Source organism: Kitasatospora sp. NPDC057936, assembly GCF_042887525.1.
Lineage (GTDB): Bacteria > Actinomycetota > Actinomycetes > Streptomycetales > Streptomycetaceae > Kitasatospora.
Genome location: NZ_JBHVPD010000005.1, coordinates 58,786 through 75,062 on the forward strand (window position 1 = coordinate 58,786; position 16,277 = coordinate 75,062).

Sequence of the window (16,277 nt, forward strand, 5' to 3'; positions counted from 1 at the left end):
ACCACCGCCACGGCCGACCGAGCTGTTCGAGAGGAGAACGCGCATGCCCGTAGTGCCCATGGCTGCCGCAGTGCCCGCAGTGCCCGTAGTGCCCATGGCCTCCGCAGTGCCCGTAGCGCCCGTAGCGCCCGGGGCCGTCCTGCTCGCCGGCATCGTCGGCTCGACCGCGTACGGCTTCGCCCACGCCGGCTCCGACATCGACCGGCTGGGCCTGTTCGCCACCCCCACCGAGGAGTTGCACGGCCTGCACCGCCCGGCCGAGTCGCACGTGACCACCCGGCCGGACGCCACCCTGCACGAGGCCGCCAAGTGGTGCCGCCTCGCGCTCTCCTGCAACCCCACCGCGTCCGAACTCGTCTGGCTGCCCGACGACCTGTACGAGACGCGCACCCCGCTCGGCGACGAACTCATCGGCATCCGCAGCTCGTTCCTCAGTGCGCCGGCCGTCCGGAACGCCTACCTCGGCTACGCGGACCAGCAGTTCCGCAAGCTGCTGACCCGCGACACCACGGACGCCGCCGCGCGGCGCCGCGCCGCCAAGCACGCCCGCCACCTGGTGCGGCTCGTCGAACAGGCCGTCCACCTGCACGAGACCGGCACCAACCTCGTCCGCCTGCCCGACCCCGAACGCATCCGCGACCTCGGCGAACGCATCGCCGACGACCCGGATGCCGCCCGCCCCGTCCTCGTCGCGGCCGCCGACCGCCTCGACCGTCCCGGCGTCCTCCCCGCCGCCCCCGACCAGCGCCCCGCCGAGGCCTGGCTCCGCCGGGTCCGCGCCGCCCACTACGCCCCGCCCCCGGCACCCCCGGCCCCCGGCGAGTCCCTCCAATCCACTGGCGGACCCCTGGGGCCCACCGGGTAGGATCGCGGTGGCCCTCCCCACACGGGGCAGGGTCGCGGGCCACTAGCTCAATTGGCAGAGCTGCGGACTTTTAATCCGTAGGTTCAGGGTTCGAGCCCCTGGTGGCCCACCGTGCGAAGAGGCGGTCCGACCTCCTCCGACCTGCGGTCCGGCACTGCGGCTGCTCGATGCGGCTGCGGTGCCGCTGCGTTTTCGGGGCGGTGGAGGGGTGGCGCCGGAGGCAATAGGTCGGTCATGCCTTCGTCTCAGCTCTGTCGCGAGGGGTTCGCCGGGCGGTCGAAGGTTGGTAGAACTGGAACAGGCATGTCTGGTCGGACGGACGGGGGAGCGGTATGAAGTTCGACATGGGGAACCAGGCGCTGCAGACGCTGATGTCGGGGTCGAAGACCTCGAACCAGGATCTGGGTGCGCTGGTCAAGCAGCTCGTGGCGGCGGCGGAGCCGCTGGAGGGCAAGTTCAACGGTCAGGGCAAGCAGATGTTCGACAGCTTCAAGTCGCGGGCGGACGAGATCGCGAACGCGCTGAACTCGTCGCTGTCGGCGATCCTGGGCGGTCAGTCGGGCATGGAGCAGGCCTTCGGCCAGGGTGACCAGGAGCAGGGCCAGAACGCGAAGACGAACATGACGTCCGCGCGGTTCGACGCGGCGCGCTTCGGCGCCCGCTGACCGCGACCGGGTCGTCGGTTCCTTCTCTGCAGGGTGCGCTCCGCAAGGTCCTCTGCAGGTTCTTCATCGGGTTCTTCATCGGGTTCTTCAACGGGGAGTGTGATCTGTCATGGCCGGTGGCGGGGGTTCGGACCGTCGTTCCTACGACCACGGTGCTTCGTCCGAGGCGCAGCGCAACATCCAGGGCGTGATCGGGCAGCTGGAGCAGGTGATGACCGCGCGTGACGCGCAGGTGAAGGCCGTCATGGGCGACTTCCAGGCCGACGGCGTGTCCGAGGAGTACCACGCCAAGGAGCTGCGCTGGAAGAACGTCTCCCAGGAGGTGCGCAACATCATCTCGCTGCTGCGCAAGACGCTCGAGGAGAACGACAGCACCGCGCAGCAGACGGTCGCCCGCGCCAAGACCGCGGTCGACAACATCGGCTGACACGCGCTCGACACGGGGGGGTAGGACGTGAGCGACGAGAATCCGGTGAACCCGGCCGAGGTGCCGGTCTTCACGGGCAACCTGGGCACGCTCGACGAGAAGGTCAAGTCGATCTCGACGGGCGGGGCGAAGATCGCCTCGGCCGCCGGGGACGTGCACACCAGCTTCGGCGCCATGAGCGCGTTCTACAAGGCGCCCGAGGCCGACCAGCTGTTCGGGACGACGAAGCCGGTGTCGGACCTGGGGCTGAAGCTCAGCCAGGACGTCTGCACGATCTCGGGCGCGCTGGGCCAGTACTCCAAGGACGCGGCGCCGATCAGGGACAGGCTCGACACCCTGAAGCGCGAGGCCATCGCGTTCAAGGACATGGCCGACAAGAACCATGACTGGCGCCAGGACGAGGACAAGGTCAAGGAGAACAACAACCGGCGCAACGACATCGCCGACGCCTGGACCCAGTTCCAGGGCGTCGAGCGGGACGCCTACGCCAAGATCGTCGCCCTGGTCGGCGGCAAGCCGCTGCGCGTCAACGACGGCTCCAACGCCGACGACATGTACGGCTACAACGCCAAGGACCTCAAGGACTCCAAGGACCTGCCCTGGGGCAGCGCCGTCGACCGCGACATCCCCTGGTGGGACCTGCCGGACCAGGTGATCGAGTTCGGCAAGGGCGTGATCATCGACGGCGTCTGGGGCACCATCAAGGGCCTGGGCACGCTGGTCGGCTTCGGCGGCTGGGACGCGTGCAAGCAGGCCTGGACCGGCCTCGCCAAGCTCGCGACGGGACTCGTCATCACGGGCATCCCGGGCGTGGGACCGGCGTTCTGGGCGATGCCGGACAAGGACCTCCCGTCCTGGCTCCGCGACTCGCGCACCGCCGTGAAGGAGACCGGCAAGGCGCTGGTGGCCTGGGACCAGTGGAGCTCGAACCCCTCGCGGGCGGCGGGCGCCGTCACGTTCAACGTGCTCACCACGGTGTTCACCGGCGGCGAGGGCGCGGCTGCGGAGGGCGCGGGCAAGGCCGGTCTCGCCGGGAAGGCGCTGTCCGTCGCGGGCAAGGTCGGCAAGGCCATCGACCCGATGACGTACGTCTTCAAGGGCGCCGGCTTCGGCATCTCCAAGGTCAGCGACGTCATGAAGGGCCTGAAGGGCATCACCGACTTCAAGATGCCCAGCATCAACCTCGACAAGGCCATCTCCCTGCCCGAGGGCGCCATCAAGCTCCCCGACGGCTCGTTCAAGCTCCCGCCCGGCGCCCAGATCCCCGAAGGCGCGATCAAGACCGCCGACGGCGGGATCAAGTTCCCCGAGAAGACCGTCGAACTCCCGCCCAACACCATCAAGTTGGAGCGCGGCGGCAAGGTCGAGTACATGGACCCGCACGGCAACGTCTACGACGAGGCCGGCAACATCCGCCAGCACGGCGGCGAAGCGCCGAAGGAGAACCTCCCCGGCGACCACACCGGCGCGGACCACGACCCGGTCAAGCCCCACAACCCCGTCGTCCCGGCCAAGGCCAAGGTGCCCGAGATGGCGGGCGTCGGCGGCCGCGACGGCGTCATCAAGCTCGGCTCGGACCTCTCCGAACCGGTCCACGTCCCCGATCACGTGCCCGACCACGTCCCGGACCACCTGGCCCCCGGCGGCCACGCCCCCGACCACACCCCCGGCGGCCACGCCCCCGAGGGGCCCCGCAACGACCTCAACCCGTCCGGCGGCGGTCACGACGGCCCGGGCGCGGGTGGCCACGACGGCCCGACCACGGGCGGGCACGATGGCGCGGGCACGGGTGGGCACGACGGTACGGGTGGGCACGACGGCTCGGGGACCGGCGGGCACGACGGCACTGGTGGGCACGACGGCTCCGGCACGGGCGGGCACGACGGCTCCGGCACGGGCGGGCACGACGGCGGTTCGACGGGCGGTCACGACGGCACTGGCGGTCACGACGGCGGTTCGACGGGCGGCCACGACGGCTCCGGTACGGGCGGCCACGAACCGCCCGCGCGCCAGCCCGTGAAGCGGCCGGAATTCATGAAGGACGGCCCGAACCCCTATGGAGAGCCCGGGAGCCTCACCAAGGAGCAGATCGAGGAGATCCAGGTCTACCGCGCCAACGAGGAGCCGGGATACCGGGAGCAGTATTACAACATCGACGGTGACCGCAAGCGGCTGTCCTACAAGGACGAGAGCGGATACACACCGCCCCAGCTCGTCAAACTGGACGAGCACGGCCCGTGGGTGCCGGCCAAGGACACCCCGGAGCCCCCCGAGCCCCACTACCTCGACGACGACTACATCTCCCTGGACGAGACCAAGGTCACCGACAAGGACCGGCTCAACCTGCTCGACCTGTTCGCGAAGAAGCGCCACAGCGCCGTGACGTGGGACAACCTGGTCAAGGATTGGAGGCAGAGGCTCGGTCTTCCGCAGGCAGACGGGGTGTACAAGGCGTCCCACACTGAGATGGGTAAGGCGACCGAGGCTTTCGGTGAGGCGGCGGCGAGGCACCACTACATCGCCGAGAACTTCCCGGGCTTCAAGGACGAGCCGCTCCTCGGCCCGAAGAACGGCAACGACCAGTTCGACCAGGTCTGGACGAACGAGGACGGGCGGGTCGTCGTCGTCGAAGCCAAGAGCAGCCCGAGTACGGGTCTCAATAGTCGCCTTCTTCCCGGGGCCACCCGTAAGGCGGTTTCGCAGGGGAGCAGGGAATACTTCTTCGACATTCTCAGGGAGATGGAAGAGCGGGGCGAGACGGACCTCGTCGACAAGATCACGACGGCGCTCAAGGACGGAAATCTCGAATACGTCGTCGTCAAGGGCGAGAAGAACGCCGGAAGCTACACTGGCTTGCAGTACCGGCGGTTCGACATCAGCAAGGGGACTCTTCCGTGACCGAGACTGTTGCCCGCCACATCGAGCCTCAGCCCGATGCCGAGGCATTCGCCGACCGGCTGAGCGAGCGGGTGAACCGGAGGGTCGACGAACTCGAGGAGTCGGCCGACATGATCGACTTCGCGTTCAGCACGGCTCTCCTCGCCTTGCAGACCCACGTGGTTGCCGACCCGGAGGCGGACCGGCTGGAGACGTGGAAGGCCGCGGTCACCGCGATGCAGCTCGGCTCGGCGGTGTTCGCCGTGACCGGCGCGAGCGAAGGCACCGTCGAGTGCTTCATCAACGGCAGGGCGCGGAGCGTTCCGGCGATCGGGCCACAGTCCTTCGCCGATGCGGGGAACTGGCTGAACGCCTTCTGGCTGGCCCTCATCTGCCGCGAGCAGAAGCGGATGACGCAGCTGTGCGAGATCCCGCTCGAACGGCTGCGCTCGCCGGAAGGCTCGTACGACGAGTACGTCTACCACTGGGTGGACGTCCAGCAGACCTACTGGCTCCGTCGGCCGGGCCTCGTCGACAAGCTCACGGCCGCCTTCGAGACGTCGACGCCCGATGCCGCGCGCGTCGCTCCGCGCGATGCCATGCAGTGCCTGATGTACCCGCCGCTCAACCTCTTTTACCAGGTCGTGCGCAAGCGGGAGGAGGAGTTCTCCCCGAACCTGGTCGAGGCGCTGAACCTCCACAAGATGTACTGGACCATGGACGAGGACCGCGCGACCAAGCGCGACGGGGCACTCGCCCTCGGCCCTCTCGCCATGGCCTGCATGGCCTTCGACGGGAAGTTCCCGATCGACGTGGAGTCGCCTTACATTCCCAAGTACCTCGTCTCTCACGGTTGGTTGGGTGAATTCCCGACGTAGGCCGCCGACGCATGAATGCCCGCCGGCCCGATCGCCGAAATGCGGTCGGGCCGGCGGGTTTTGTGCGTCCCGGAGATCGATCACCAATCGATGGCGTCGAGCGCGGACCGTTCGAGTGCGATGACCGGCTCGGTGCTCAGGTGGTCCTGCCACGTTCCGAGGGGGACGCGCAGGGTGGCGAAGTCTGCGACCCGGTTCTCGATGACCAGGCACAAGCCTCCCCGCTCCAGCATCAGCAGCAGCGGCTCGAAAGGGTCGGGCAGATCAGGTGACCTGCCCGGCGCGGGGCGTGCTCAGGCGGTGCCGGTCGAGGACCTGGAACGCTGTGGCGAACCGCTGGACCGCCTCGCCGACCAGGTCGGTGGGACGGCCGTGCACGCCCCAGAACCACCGCGCCACAGGGGTGCGGGCGATCACGGGGTGCTCAGGCTCTGCTTGACGCGTGCGATGAAGGCGTCGGCTTCGGCCCTGGTGATCTCGACGTGGTCGATGTCGTTGTGGCCGAGGTAGTAGAGACGGAAGTATTCGGTCGGCTCCCAGCAGAGGTTGCGGGTGTAGGCCTCGTCGTAGTCGTTGCCGTCCGCCGAGCTGCGGCGCGCGATTCCGCTGGGGTTCTCGCGGGATTCGCCGGTGTGGAGCTTCGCGTAGTAGACGAAGCCGCTGAGGACTTCGACGTCGGCGCCCTGCGTGGTGAGCCAGCGCTGGAGGGCGAGGCCGTCGAGTTCCTGCTCGGTGTCGCCGGTGATGACGGTGACGGGGCCGAAGAGGGTGCCGGTCAGGCCGCGGAGCACGGTGTGCTCGTCGACGGTGACGGTGAACGAGGTGTTCGCCGTGGTGGCGTCGGACAGATCGGCGCCGCGCAGGTCGACTTGGAGGAGGGTGGCGTTGGTGAGGTCGGCGCGGCGGAAGGTCGCGGCGGTGGCGTCGACGTCGATCAGGGAGGAGGAGGTCAGATCGGCGCGGTCCAGGCAGGCGGACCGTAGGGTGGCCAGGTCCAGGGTTGCCTTGACCAGACTCGCCCCGGCGAGGTTCGCGCCGGTCAGGTCGGCCTTCTCCAGGCGGGCGCGCCAGAGTTCCGCGTTGGCCAGGGAGACGCCGGCGAGCACGGAGTGGGCGAACCACGCTCCGGTGAGGTCTCCGTCAGAGAGGGCAGCTCCGCGCAGGTCGAGGCCGGTGGCGTCCAGTGGCTCGCCGTTCGCTGCCGTCACCCAGGCGCTGAGCTGGGCTGCGGCTTCCCGGTCCAGCGGCAGGCTCTTCGTGGACCACGCGGCGCGGTTGCGCAGTGTCGCCAGGGCGACCGGGCCTTTGGTGTCCTCCGGTGCGCGGCCGGTCAGTTCGGTGAGGGCCTGGGTGGGGGACAGCTCGCGGTCGTGGGCCGAGCGCAGGCGGTCCAGCCAGGCGAGGGCGGCGCTGTAGCGCTGGTCGTTGTCGACGTCGGCGGGCTCGAAGCTCGCGGCGTCCTCGGTGTCGGAGGCCCAGAGGTAGCCGAGCAACCCGTGGCCGTCGGCGATCGGGACGTACCGCACGTCTCCGTCCGTCGTACGGCGGTAGCCGGGTGCGTGGGTGAAGCGCTCGTACCGGCGGGCGAGCTCGAACCGGGACCACGAGTCGGCCGGGGCCCCGTCCTGGTCGAAGTGGGGGTCGACGCCGGTTTCGGTCGGCGTGCCGAAGTAGGTCGGGTCCTCCGGGTCCATGTCGGAGCCGAGGACGTCGGTGAGCTCGGCCAGGGCGGCCGTGAGCCGGGGCGCGTTCGCCTCGTGCACGGCGGGCTGGGGCCGGCCCCGGAGGTCGAAGGGCATCCAGGCGTCGGAGTACGTCACCAGCTCCACCGCCGCGAAGTCCGTGTAGGTGGATGCCGAGAGGTGGAACAGACCGTCCGTGTGGATGTCGCCTGCGGGGGCGAGCAGCATGCCGGCCGGGGAGATGGTGGCATCGACGGAGCCGATGGGGCCCGGTCGCAGGGCGGAGCGGACCACGGCCGCCAGTTCCTCGGGTGAGCCGTTCGCGGGGAGCTCGCCCTCGTACAGCTTCTCGCACGGCTTGCCGGACTCCGCGACGGTGAGACGGATCCTGGGTTCGCCGGTCACCAGCCGGTGAGAGGCGAGGACGGCCCGTGCGGTGAGCAGATCGGTGAGGCAGCGGAGGAGCTCGTCCTCACCTTCGATGAAGTCGCCCCAGGTCCAACGGGCGACCGGCGTACTGGCGATCACGGTGCCACCTCCGGTGTGAACGTACGAAATCCGATGGCCCGACCGCCGGAGTGGTGGTCGGGCCATCGGGCGTCCATGAGTCCCGGAGGTCAGCTCTCCTGGGACGGGGTGCCGAGGGCTTGCTTGACCCGTGCGATGAAGGCGTCGACCTCGGCCCTGCTGATCTCGACGTGGTCGTCCTCGTTGTGCCCGAGGTAGTAAAGCCGGAAGTATTCGGTCGGCTCCCAGCGAAGATTGCGAGTGAATTCCTCGTCATATTCGATTCCGTCGACGACGCGGCGACGCATGACGGTTTCGGGGTTCTCCCGCGAGGAGATCTCACTGAAAACCGCATAGTACGTGACGGGCTCGCCGCTGAGTACCTCGACCTGGGCGCCGCGTTCGCCGAGCCACTTCTCGAGGGCGACGCCGTCGAGTTCCTGCTCGGTGTCGTCGGTGACGACGGTGACGGGGCCGGACAGTGTGCCGGACAGACCGCGGACCACGGTGTGCTCGTCCACGCGGACCTTGAACGAGGTGTTCGCCACGGTGGCGTCGGTCAGGTCGGCGCCGCGCAGGTCGACACGGAGGAGGGAGGCCCCGGGGAGCTCGGCGTTTCGGAAGGTGGCCTCCCGGGCGTCGACCCCGTACACCGAGGCCGACGTCAGGTCGGCCCCGTCCAGGCAGGCGGACCGCAGAGAGGCCTCGTCCAGGGAGACCTTGACCAGGCTGGCGCCGGTGAGGTTCGCGCCGGTCAGGTCGGCCTTCTCCAGGTGAGCGCGCCAGAGCTCCGCGCCGGCGAGGGAGACGCCGGCGAGCACGGAGTGGGAGAACCACGCACCGGTGAAGTCCCCACCGGAGAGGTTGGCCCCGCGTAGGTCGAGCTCGGAGGCCTGCAGCGACTCACCGGCGGAGGCCGTCACCCAGGCGCCGAGACGGGCCGCGGCCTTCTGGTCCAGCGGCAGGGTCTTGGGATACCACTTGTCAGGGATATCGGATGCCACGATCGCCCCAACCCCCTTTCTGCTCATTGGTTTTCTTGGGGAGGCGCACGTCGTCAGGATTGTGCGAGCTCCTGCAGCTTCCGGAGTTCGTCCACGTCCGTCAGTCCACCCGGAGTCGCGTGCCCCGCCTCGGGATCTCCGGGGAGCGCCGTCAGTTCCGTCAGTGCGGCGGTGGGGGACAGTCCGCGGTCGTACGCCTTCTGAAGCCGGTCCAGCCAGACCAGACCCGCCCGGTAGCCGTCGAGATCCGCAGTTTCGGAAGGTTCGAAGCTCGCGGCTCCGTCGGTGTCGGATACCCATAGGTAGCCGAGGACACCGGTGATGCCGATCACGGGGACGTACCGGACAGGGCCGGACGTGGTCCGCTTGTAGCCGGCCGTGAATCTCGGGGTTTGGTTGAAGATGCCGTTGCGATAGGGAATTTCGAAGCTCCCCCACACATCCCAAGGGGTGCCGGCATCGTCCCTGAAGTGGTTCTCGATCCCTGACTCCGTCGGAACGGCGAGCCGCGTCGGATCGTCGGGATCGATCTCCAGGTCCAGCGCCTCGGAGATCTCGGCCAGGGCCGCGGCCAGGCGCGGCGCATTGACGGCGAATACCGATTCCTGAGCACGCCCGCGCAGGTCGAGCGGTAGCCAGGCGTCGGAGAACGTTGTCAGGGTCACGTTGAAGAAGTCTTGGGACACCTCGACGGAGAGGGTGAACATCTTCTCTGTGGGCTGTCCGCCGTTGTCGGTGTCCACGATTCCGTCGCACGGCGCGTACAGGTTCACGGTGCCGATTTCGCCTGGGGCGAGACGCTTTTCGATGTGCGAGACCAGGGCGTCGGCGGCCCCCGAACCGTCTTCGGCGAGCGCACCGACCCGGAGGTCCGCCTTGAGGAGGTGGCTCCGGTTGCCCGGCTCCGGGATCGACACGGCAACCTGCCCATCGTGGGGCGTGCCCAGGCGGTGCCGATCGAGGACCCGGATCGCCAGGGTGAACCGGTGGACGGCCTCGCTGACCAGGTCGGTGGGACGGCCGCGCACGCCCCAGTACCACCGCGCCACAGGGGTGCTGGCAATCACGGCTGGCCTCCAGGCATGAATCGGGCGCCGGGCGGAGATAGGAGTGTTCCGTCCTCGGTGCGAAGAACGACGATCACGTTATTCCGCTCGTAGATCCTGGCGAGGTCCTTCTCGACACCCGCAGCCAGCATATCGGCCATGCTTCCCTTGGTGTCGACGACGAAGACCTTGACGTCGGCGCCGGAGTCCGCGAGCTGCCCCATGTTCTGCCACATCTTGTTGGCGACCTTCTTGGGGTTCGCGATCTCCTTGAACTGATAACCGAAGGTGGTCCCGTCGTGGGCACGGGCCATCACGTCCAGGTCGGTCTCCGGCCCGGCGGTCACACCGGGCTTGATCTCCGAACCGTCCTTGAGCTCGAAGCTGATGTCCGTGATGCCACTCCGCTGCAGACGGTCGGCGAGGCGAAGCTGCTCGATGCCACCCGACATCGCATTCTTCTGGCTGAGGCTGCCCACCACCTGGTCGAAGTTCGTCATGCCCTTGAACCGACCAGAAGCGATCAGGTCGGCCGTCTCCTGGCCGGCCGGGTGGCTCGCCAGGTTTTCGATGGCTTTGTCGAGGTCCGCACGTTTCGGCTTCGGGCCAGGCAGGAGGTCCCTGATCTTCTGCTCCGTCTCGCCCCCGAGCTGGAGGGGACGGTTCTCGGTGGGTGGACGGTCCCAGCCGTGGTCGCCGGCGTCCGGAGCCGCCGGGTGGTCGCCTGTTCCCGAGGGGCCCTGGTCGCCGCCGGTCGGGCCGTCGTGACCGCCGGTGTGGTCGCCGGGGGCGTGGTCGCCGCCGCCGTTGTGGTCGCCCGGGGTGTGGTCCCCGCCGCCGGGGTGATCGCCCGGAGTGTGGCCGCCGTCGGGCTTGGGGTGTTCGGTGCCGGGGTTGTGGCCGGTGCCGTGGGGTTCGTGGGTGGTGCCGGTCGGGATGTCGTGGACGGGCTCGGTGGGGAGCTTGATGTCGCCGGCGCCGTCGGGGACGTGGACCTTGCCGAAGAGGTCGGCCTGTTCGGCCTTGATGACTTCGAGCTCGTGGGGGGTGAGGCCGGGGAGGCGTTCCTTTTCGTAGAGGACGTGGCCGTCCATCTTGGCCTTGAAGCTGTCGGCGGTGTGGAACTGGAGCTCGAACTTCTGGCCGGTGACGGCGTCGCGCCAGGTGGAGTTGATGCCCTTGTAGCCGGCGGCGTCCCAGGTGTTCTTGAAGGTGATGTTCTCGAAGCCGCGCTTCTGGAGGTCCTCGATGGCTTGCGTGACGCCGTGGGCGTAGTTGTCGGCGGGGACTTCGAGGGTGTAGCGGACGGAGTCCTTGATCTTGGCGATGGCGTCTTCGGGGCGGATGCCGGGCCTGGCGAGGTCGGTGGCGAGCTTGCGCTTGAGGGAGTCCTCGCCCTTGAGGCGGTACTCCAGGCCGATGAGCTTGCCGTTGTCGACCTTGCCGGCGACCTGCTGGACGGCTTCGGTGACCCGGGGCTCGTGGGTGGCGGACTCCTGCATGAACTTGTCGGCGGCGGCGTTGGCCTCGGGGTTGAGCTTGAGGCCCTTCTCGCCTTCCCACGAACCATCGGGACGGTTGCCCAACGGCTCCTCGGCGGGCGGGTGTTCACCCGAGCCGGGGCCGGAGCCACCGTCGTGGCCGCCACCGGCACCGCCGTCGTGGCCGCCGGGGGTGTGGTCGCCGGAACCGCCGTCGTGGCCGCCGGTGTTGTGGTCCCCGCCGGTGCCGTCGTGGCCGCCCGTGTGGTCGCCGGTGCCGTCGTGGCCGCCCGTGTGGTCGCCGGTGCCGTCGTGGCCCGGCCCGTCGTTGTGGCCGGGGGGCTCGTGGCTCGCGTTGGGGCCCTCGGGGGCGTGGCCGCCGGGGGTGTGGTCGGGCACGTGGTCCGGCACGTGGTCGGGCACGTGATCCGGGACATGGTCCGGCACGTGGTCCGGCACCTTGAACGGGTCGGAGAGGTCCGAGCCGAGCTTGATGACGCCGTCGCGGCCGCCGACGCCCGCCATCTCGGGCACCTTGGCCTTGGCCGGGGTGTGGAGCGGGTCGGGGCCGTTCGGCTTGACCGGGTGGTCGGGGGTGGTGCCGCCGGGGTGGTCGCCGTTGTGGTCGCCGGGAACGGTCTCCTTCGGCGCGGTCTCACCGGGGTGGATGTTTCCGGCGTCGTCGTAGACGTTGCCGTGCGGGTCCACGAACTCGGTCTTGCCGCCGTGCTCGAACTTGACGGTGCCGGGCGGGAGTTCCTTGGTGCCGGCGGGCAGCTTGATGGTGTCGTCGGCGCCCTTGATCGCGCCCTCGGGGATCTGGGCGCCGGGCGGGAGCTTGAACGAGCCGTCGGGGAGCTTGATGGCGCCCTCGGGCAGGGAGATGGCCTTGTCGAGGTTGATGCTGGGCATCTTGAAGTCGGTGATGCCCTTGAGGCCCTTGACGACGTCGCTGACCTTGGAGATGCCGAAGCCGGCGCCCTTGAAGACGTACGTCATCGGGTCGATGGCCTTGCCGACCTTGCCCGCGACGGACAGCGCCTTCCCGGCGAGACCGGCCTTGCCCGCGCCCTCCGCGGCCGCGCCCTCGCCGCCGGTGAAGACGGTGGTGAGCACGTTGAACGTGACGGCGCCTGCGGCGCGGGACGGGTTGGAGCCCCACTGGTCCCACGCGAGGAGGGCCTTGCCGGTCTCCTTCATCGCCTTGCGCGAGTCGCGCAGCCAGGACGGCAGGTCCTTGTCGGGGACGGCGAGGAAGAGCGGGCCGACGCCGGGGATGCCCGTGATGGCGAGGCCGGTGGCGAGCTTGGCGAGGCCGGTCCAGGACTGCTTGAAGGCGTCCCAGCCGCCGAAGCCGACCAGCGTGCCCAGGCCCTTGATGGTGCCCCAGACGCCGTCGATGATCACGCCCTTGCCGAACTCGATCACCTGGTCCGGCAGGTCCCACCAGGGGATGTCGCGGTCGACGGCGCTGCCCCAGGGCAGGTCCTTGGAGTCCTTGAGGTCCTTGGCGTTGTAGCCGTACATGTCGTCGGCGTTGGAGCCGTCGTTGACGCGCAGCGGCTTGCCGCCGACCAGGGCGACGATCTTGGCGTAGGCGTCCCGCTCGACGCCCTGGAACTGGGTCCAGGCGTCGGCGATGTCGTTGCGCCGGTTGTTGTTCTCCTTGACCTTGTCTTCGTCCTGGCGCCAGTCGTGGTTCTTGTCGGCCATGTCCTTGAAGGCGATGGCCTCGCGCTTCAGGGTGTCGAGCCTGTCCCTGATCGGCGCCGCGTCCTTGGAGTACTGGCCCAGCGCACCCGAGATCGTGCAGACGTCCTGGCTGAGCTTCAGGCCCAGGTCGGACACCGGCTTCGTCGTCGCGAACAGCTGGTCGGCCTCGGGCGCCTTGTAGAACGCGCTCAGGGCGCCGAAGCTGGTGTGCACGTCCCCGGCGGTCGAGGCGATCTTCGCCCCGCCCGTCGAGATCGACTTGACCTTCTCGTCGAGAGTGCCCAGGTTGCCCGTGAAGACCGGCACCTCGGCCGGGTTCACCGGATTCTCGTCGCTCACTTGCCCTTGTCCTCCGGCTGGATGCCGAGCGCCTTGAGGTCCACGGACTTCGCCGCGTCCTGGGCGTTCTTCGCGGCGGTCAGGTCGCCGGCGATGTACTCGTTGACGGCCTTGACCGTGCCGGTCAGGCAGGCCTCGATGCGCTCCGACATCGACTTCAACTCGGCCTGCCGGCCTTCCAGGTACTGCGAGAGGGCGGCCGCGACCGGGCCCATCGCGCCGTGCGACAACGAGGGTGCGCCCACGGGCACCGGGCCCTGGACCTCGACCGTCGCATGCGATCCCGGCACCGCCGTACCGGCGGCCTGCGCTGCCGCCTGCATGTCCGTCACCAGGTTGTTCAGTGCCGTCGAGAGGTCGCCGGCGTGTCCGCCGACGATCTTCAACTGGCCCTGGACGCCCTGCGGCTGGATATCCCAGTCACCCGCCATGTCGAGCTCCCCCGTTGTCCGTGCCTACTGGATCGGCCCGTGTCAGCCGATGTTGTCGACCGCGGTCTTGGCGCGGGCGACCGTCTGCTGCGCGGTGCTGTCGTTCTCCTCGAGCGTCTTGCGCAGCAGCGAGATGATGTTGCGCACCTCCTGGGAGACGTTCTTCCAGCGCAGCTCCTTGGCGTGGTACTCCTCGGACACGCCGTCGGCCTGGAAGTCGCCCATGACGGCCTTCACCTGCGCGTCACGCGCGGTCATCACCTGCTCCAGCTGCCCGATCACGCCCTGGATGTTGCGCTGCGCCTCGGACGAAGCACCGTGGTCGTAGGAACGACGGTCCGAACCCCCGCCACCGGCCATGACAGATCACACTCCCCGATGAAGAACCCGTTGAAGAACCTGCAGAGGACCTCGTGGAGGACCCTGCAGAGAAGGAACCGACGACCCGGTCGCGGTCAGCGGGCGCCGAAGCGCGCCGCGTCGAAGCGCGCGGACGTCATGTTCGTCTTCGCGTTCTGGCCCTGCTCCTGGTCACCCTGGCCGAAGGCCTGCTCCATGCCCGACTGACCGCCCAGGATCGCCGACAGCGACGAGTTCAGCGCGTTCGCGATCTCGTCCGCCCGCGACTTGAAGCTGTCGAACATCTGCTTGCCCTGACCGTTGAACTTGCCCTCCAGCGGCTCCGCCGCCGCCACGAGCTGCTTGACCAGCGCACCCAGATCCTGGTTCGAGGTCTTCGACCCCGACATCAGCGTCTGCAGCGCCTGGTTCCCCATGTCGAACTTCATACCGCTCCCCCGTCCGCTCGACGAATCGTAAGTATGTCCATTTCTATCAACCTATATCCCGCCCGCAAGGTGCGGCCCCCGGCTTGTGACCAACGTATGACACACCACCAGGCGTGTTGCCGCCGGTCGCCGCCGAGGCCTTCACTCACCCTTCAAATGCCGCACCAGACGCTCGAATTCCGTCCACCCGGAGAGGTCGGACGGATCCCCGGGCATCGGGTAGTAGTAGGCCGGCCGGGCCTTCGGACCCAGTCTGACAGGCTCCGCCGACAGCGGCGTCCGGCGGGCGCGGTCGTCCGGGACGGCCCGGACCTCCTCCGCGCCGAGCACGAAGGCCAGCGGCACACCGGGGCCCTCGAAGTACGCGGGCACCGCCAGGTCGCGGCGGGCGCGGCGCAGCTGGAGCAGCATCGACTTGAGCCGGTGGCGGGTCACCAGCGCCTCGGCCATCCGCGGCAGGGCGTCCAGCGGCGGCTCCTCGCCGGGCCCGTAGCCGAAGGCGAGGGTCACCTCTTCCTCGACGCCGGACTTGGTGCGGGTGACCTTCAGCGTGGCCAGGCCGGGGCGTTCGGGGCTGCCGACGACGACGAACCAGGTGGGCTCGGGCGCCCGGGAGTAGGCGAGGTCGGTGAGCCGGCCGGGGGACCACGGCAGGTTGGCGGGCTCGGCGCTGCCCCAGCCGGCCGGCGGCTCGCCGGTCAGTTCGCGCCAGACGGTCTCCAGGGCGCCGCCGAGGACGAGGCGGGCGTCGGCCGGGTGGGCGGTGCGGAAGGTGACGGCCAGCTGGAGGTCGCCGGTGGCGGAGACGTCCTGGTAGGAGGCGGCGACCGGGGTGCGCGGGTCGTCCTCGGTGCCCTCCGGGTTCACCACGGTGGCGAACATGCCCTCCTGCCAGCGCAGGACGGCGCCGGTGAGGCCGTCGTAGTAGCCGTCCCGCTCGTCCTGGACGACCCAGCGGGACGGCCAGCCGGGCAGGTTGCCGCGGACGGCGGGGGACAGCGTGGTGCCGGCCGGGGTGACGATCTGCAGGCCGCGGTTGGAGTCGGCGGCGGCCCGGAAGGCGTCGGAGAGCCAGGCGGTCATGGCGACCACCGGGCGGTCCATGATGACCACGGCGACCTTCTCGGTCAGCACGTCGACGGCGGGCTGCGCGGCGGCCGGGGTGGGCGCGGCGGTGATCCCGGCGGTGTCGACGACGGCCAGCGAGCGGGTCGCCTCCCGCGGCCACGCGGTGCCGTCGGCGAGGTGGGCGACGCGGGCCGCGAAGGTGCCGGCGAGCTTCTCGGCGTCCGGCACGCCGGTGGTGGCGCGGGCCTCGGTCCACCAGTACGGCACGCGCGGCGGGGTCGCGCCCAGCAGCCGCTCGGCCTCGCCCGGGACCTGCACCAGCAGCGGCGCCTCGACCGAGACCAGCGGCCGGGCCTGCTCGTCGAGGAGCTGGACGACCGCGCCCTCGCCCGTCGTGTCCAGGAGCTTGTCGGGGCCGCCGGAGAGGAGGCCTGCGAGCACCGTCCAGGCGTCCGGCATCCGCGGGGTGAGGGCGATGACGTCCTTGGTCATGTCGTCGAGTCCTT

15 protein-coding genes and 1 tRNA gene are annotated in these 16,277 nt (G+C 69.5%); 6 read left to right on the forward strand and 10 right to left on the reverse strand.

The genetic code is table 11. The features are described from left to right. The first annotated feature begins 94 nt into the window (after positions 1-94). The 6 genes from ACFVU9_RS04400 to ACFVU9_RS04425 all read left to right on the forward strand — a co-directional run bounded on the left by ACFVU9_RS04400 (position 95) and on the right by ACFVU9_RS04425 (position 5,712). Positions 95-865, forward strand: a complete 771-nt coding sequence (locus ACFVU9_RS04400; protein ID WP_387589790.1) for a DNA polymerase beta superfamily protein — start codon at positions 95-97, stop codon at positions 863-865. Between the two features lie 36 nt (positions 866-901). Next, positions 902-974 (forward strand) — tRNA-Lys (locus tag ACFVU9_RS04405). A gap of 223 nt (positions 975-1,197) precedes the next feature. After that, positions 1,198-1,530: a hypothetical protein gene (locus ACFVU9_RS04410; protein ID WP_380436721.1), complete on the forward strand. Its 333-nt coding sequence runs from the start codon at positions 1,198-1,200 to the stop codon at positions 1,528-1,530. Between the two features lie 109 nt (positions 1,531-1,639). Continuing rightward, the gene (locus ACFVU9_RS04415) at positions 1,640-1,957 is read left to right on the forward strand and encodes a pore-forming ESAT-6 family protein (RefSeq protein ID WP_380436719.1); all 318 of its coding nucleotides are present in this window, start codon (positions 1,640-1,642) and stop codon (positions 1,955-1,957) included. 27 nt (positions 1,958-1,984) lie between these two features. Then, positions 1,985-4,855 carry a hypothetical protein gene (locus ACFVU9_RS04420; RefSeq protein ID WP_387589794.1) on the forward strand — a complete coding sequence of 957 codons (2,871 nt, stop codon included), beginning with the start codon at positions 1,985-1,987 and terminating at the stop codon, positions 4,853-4,855. Continuing rightward, a complete protein-coding gene (locus tag ACFVU9_RS04425) occupies positions 4,852-5,712 on the forward strand; it encodes an immunity 49 family protein (protein ID WP_380448672.1) in 861 nt (286 codons plus the stop codon). The genes ACFVU9_RS04420 and ACFVU9_RS04425 overlap by 4 nt, the downstream gene beginning before the upstream one ends. 80 nt (positions 5,713-5,792) lie before the next feature. Here ACFVU9_RS04425 and ACFVU9_RS04430 read toward each other — a convergent pair whose 3' ends face one another. The 10 genes from ACFVU9_RS04430 to ACFVU9_RS04475 form a co-directional block, all read right to left on the reverse strand. After that, the gene (locus tag ACFVU9_RS04430; RefSeq protein ID WP_387589798.1) at positions 5,793-5,945 is read right to left on the reverse strand and encodes a hypothetical protein; all 153 of its coding nucleotides are present in this window, start codon (positions 5,943-5,945) and stop codon (positions 5,793-5,795) included. Positions 5,946-5,976: 31 nt separating this feature from the next. Then, positions 5,977-6,129, reverse strand: coding sequence for a hypothetical protein (locus ACFVU9_RS04435; RefSeq protein WP_380448674.1), 153 nt, complete (start codon positions 6,127-6,129; stop codon positions 5,977-5,979). Further along, complete coding sequence (locus tag ACFVU9_RS04440; RefSeq protein WP_387589801.1) at positions 6,126-7,922, reverse strand: pentapeptide repeat-containing protein; 1,797 nt, start codon at positions 7,920-7,922, stop codon at positions 6,126-6,128. The genes ACFVU9_RS04435 and ACFVU9_RS04440 overlap by 4 nt, the downstream gene beginning before the upstream one ends. An 89-nt stretch (positions 7,923-8,011) precedes the next feature. Further along, on the reverse strand, positions 8,012-8,905 hold the full coding sequence (locus ACFVU9_RS04445) for a pentapeptide repeat-containing protein (RefSeq protein WP_387589803.1): 894 nt from the start codon (positions 8,903-8,905) through the stop codon (positions 8,012-8,014). Between the two features lie 53 nt (positions 8,906-8,958). Continuing rightward, positions 8,959-9,972, reverse strand: coding sequence for a hypothetical protein (locus ACFVU9_RS04450; RefSeq protein ID WP_387589806.1), 1,014 nt, complete (start codon positions 9,970-9,972; stop codon positions 8,959-8,961). Continuing rightward, a complete protein-coding gene (locus ACFVU9_RS04455; protein WP_387589809.1) occupies positions 9,969-13,484 on the reverse strand; it encodes a hypothetical protein in 3,516 nt (1,171 codons plus the stop codon). Before ACFVU9_RS04455 ends, ACFVU9_RS04450 begins: the two co-directional genes overlap by 4 nt. Next, a complete protein-coding gene (locus ACFVU9_RS04460; protein WP_380436717.1) occupies positions 13,481-13,915 on the reverse strand; it encodes a DUF6507 family protein in 435 nt (144 codons plus the stop codon). The genes ACFVU9_RS04455 and ACFVU9_RS04460 overlap by 4 nt, the downstream gene beginning before the upstream one ends. Positions 13,916-13,957: 42 nt before the next feature. Beyond that, positions 13,958-14,275, reverse strand: coding sequence for a pore-forming ESAT-6 family protein (locus tag ACFVU9_RS04465; RefSeq protein WP_380436719.1), 318 nt, complete (start codon positions 14,273-14,275; stop codon positions 13,958-13,960). A gap of 95 nt (positions 14,276-14,370) precedes the next feature. Then, positions 14,371-14,703, reverse strand: a complete 333-nt coding sequence (locus ACFVU9_RS04470; protein ID WP_380436721.1) for a hypothetical protein — start codon at positions 14,701-14,703, stop codon at positions 14,371-14,373. Positions 14,704-14,844: 141 nt separating this feature from the next. Further along, positions 14,845-16,263, reverse strand: a complete 1,419-nt coding sequence (locus ACFVU9_RS04475) for a DUF6177 family protein (RefSeq protein WP_387589812.1) — start codon at positions 16,261-16,263, stop codon at positions 14,845-14,847. Between the last annotated feature and the right edge of the window lie 14 nt (positions 16,264-16,277).

What these genes read in the sequence shown, in the direction of transcription:
- ACFVU9_RS04465 (WP_380436719.1), bottom strand. Translation starts at nt 14,275, where the DNA reads ATGGCCGGTGGCGGGGGTTCGGACCGTCGTTCCTACGACCACGGTGCT.
- ACFVU9_RS04400 (WP_387589790.1), top strand. Translation starts at nt 95, where the DNA reads ATGGCCTCCGCAGTGCCCGTAGCGCCCGTAGCGCCCGGGGCCGTCCTG.
- ACFVU9_RS04415 (WP_380436719.1), top strand. Translation starts at nt 1,640, where the DNA reads ATGGCCGGTGGCGGGGGTTCGGACCGTCGTTCCTACGACCACGGTGCT.
- ACFVU9_RS04410 (WP_380436721.1), top strand. Translation starts at nt 1,198, where the DNA reads ATGAAGTTCGACATGGGGAACCAGGCGCTGCAGACGCTGATGTCGGGG.
- ACFVU9_RS04460 (WP_380436717.1), bottom strand. Translation starts at nt 13,915, where the DNA reads ATGGCGGGTGACTGGGATATCCAGCCGCAGGGCGTCCAGGGCCAGTTG.
- ACFVU9_RS04430 (WP_387589798.1), bottom strand. Translation starts at nt 5,945, where the DNA reads ATGCTGGAGCGGGGAGGCTTGTGCCTGGTCATCGAGAACCGGGTCGCA.
- ACFVU9_RS04470 (WP_380436721.1), bottom strand. Translation starts at nt 14,703, where the DNA reads ATGAAGTTCGACATGGGGAACCAGGCGCTGCAGACGCTGATGTCGGGG.
- ACFVU9_RS04475 (WP_387589812.1), bottom strand. Translation starts at nt 16,263, where the DNA reads ATGACCAAGGACGTCATCGCCCTCACCCCGCGGATGCCGGACGCCTGG.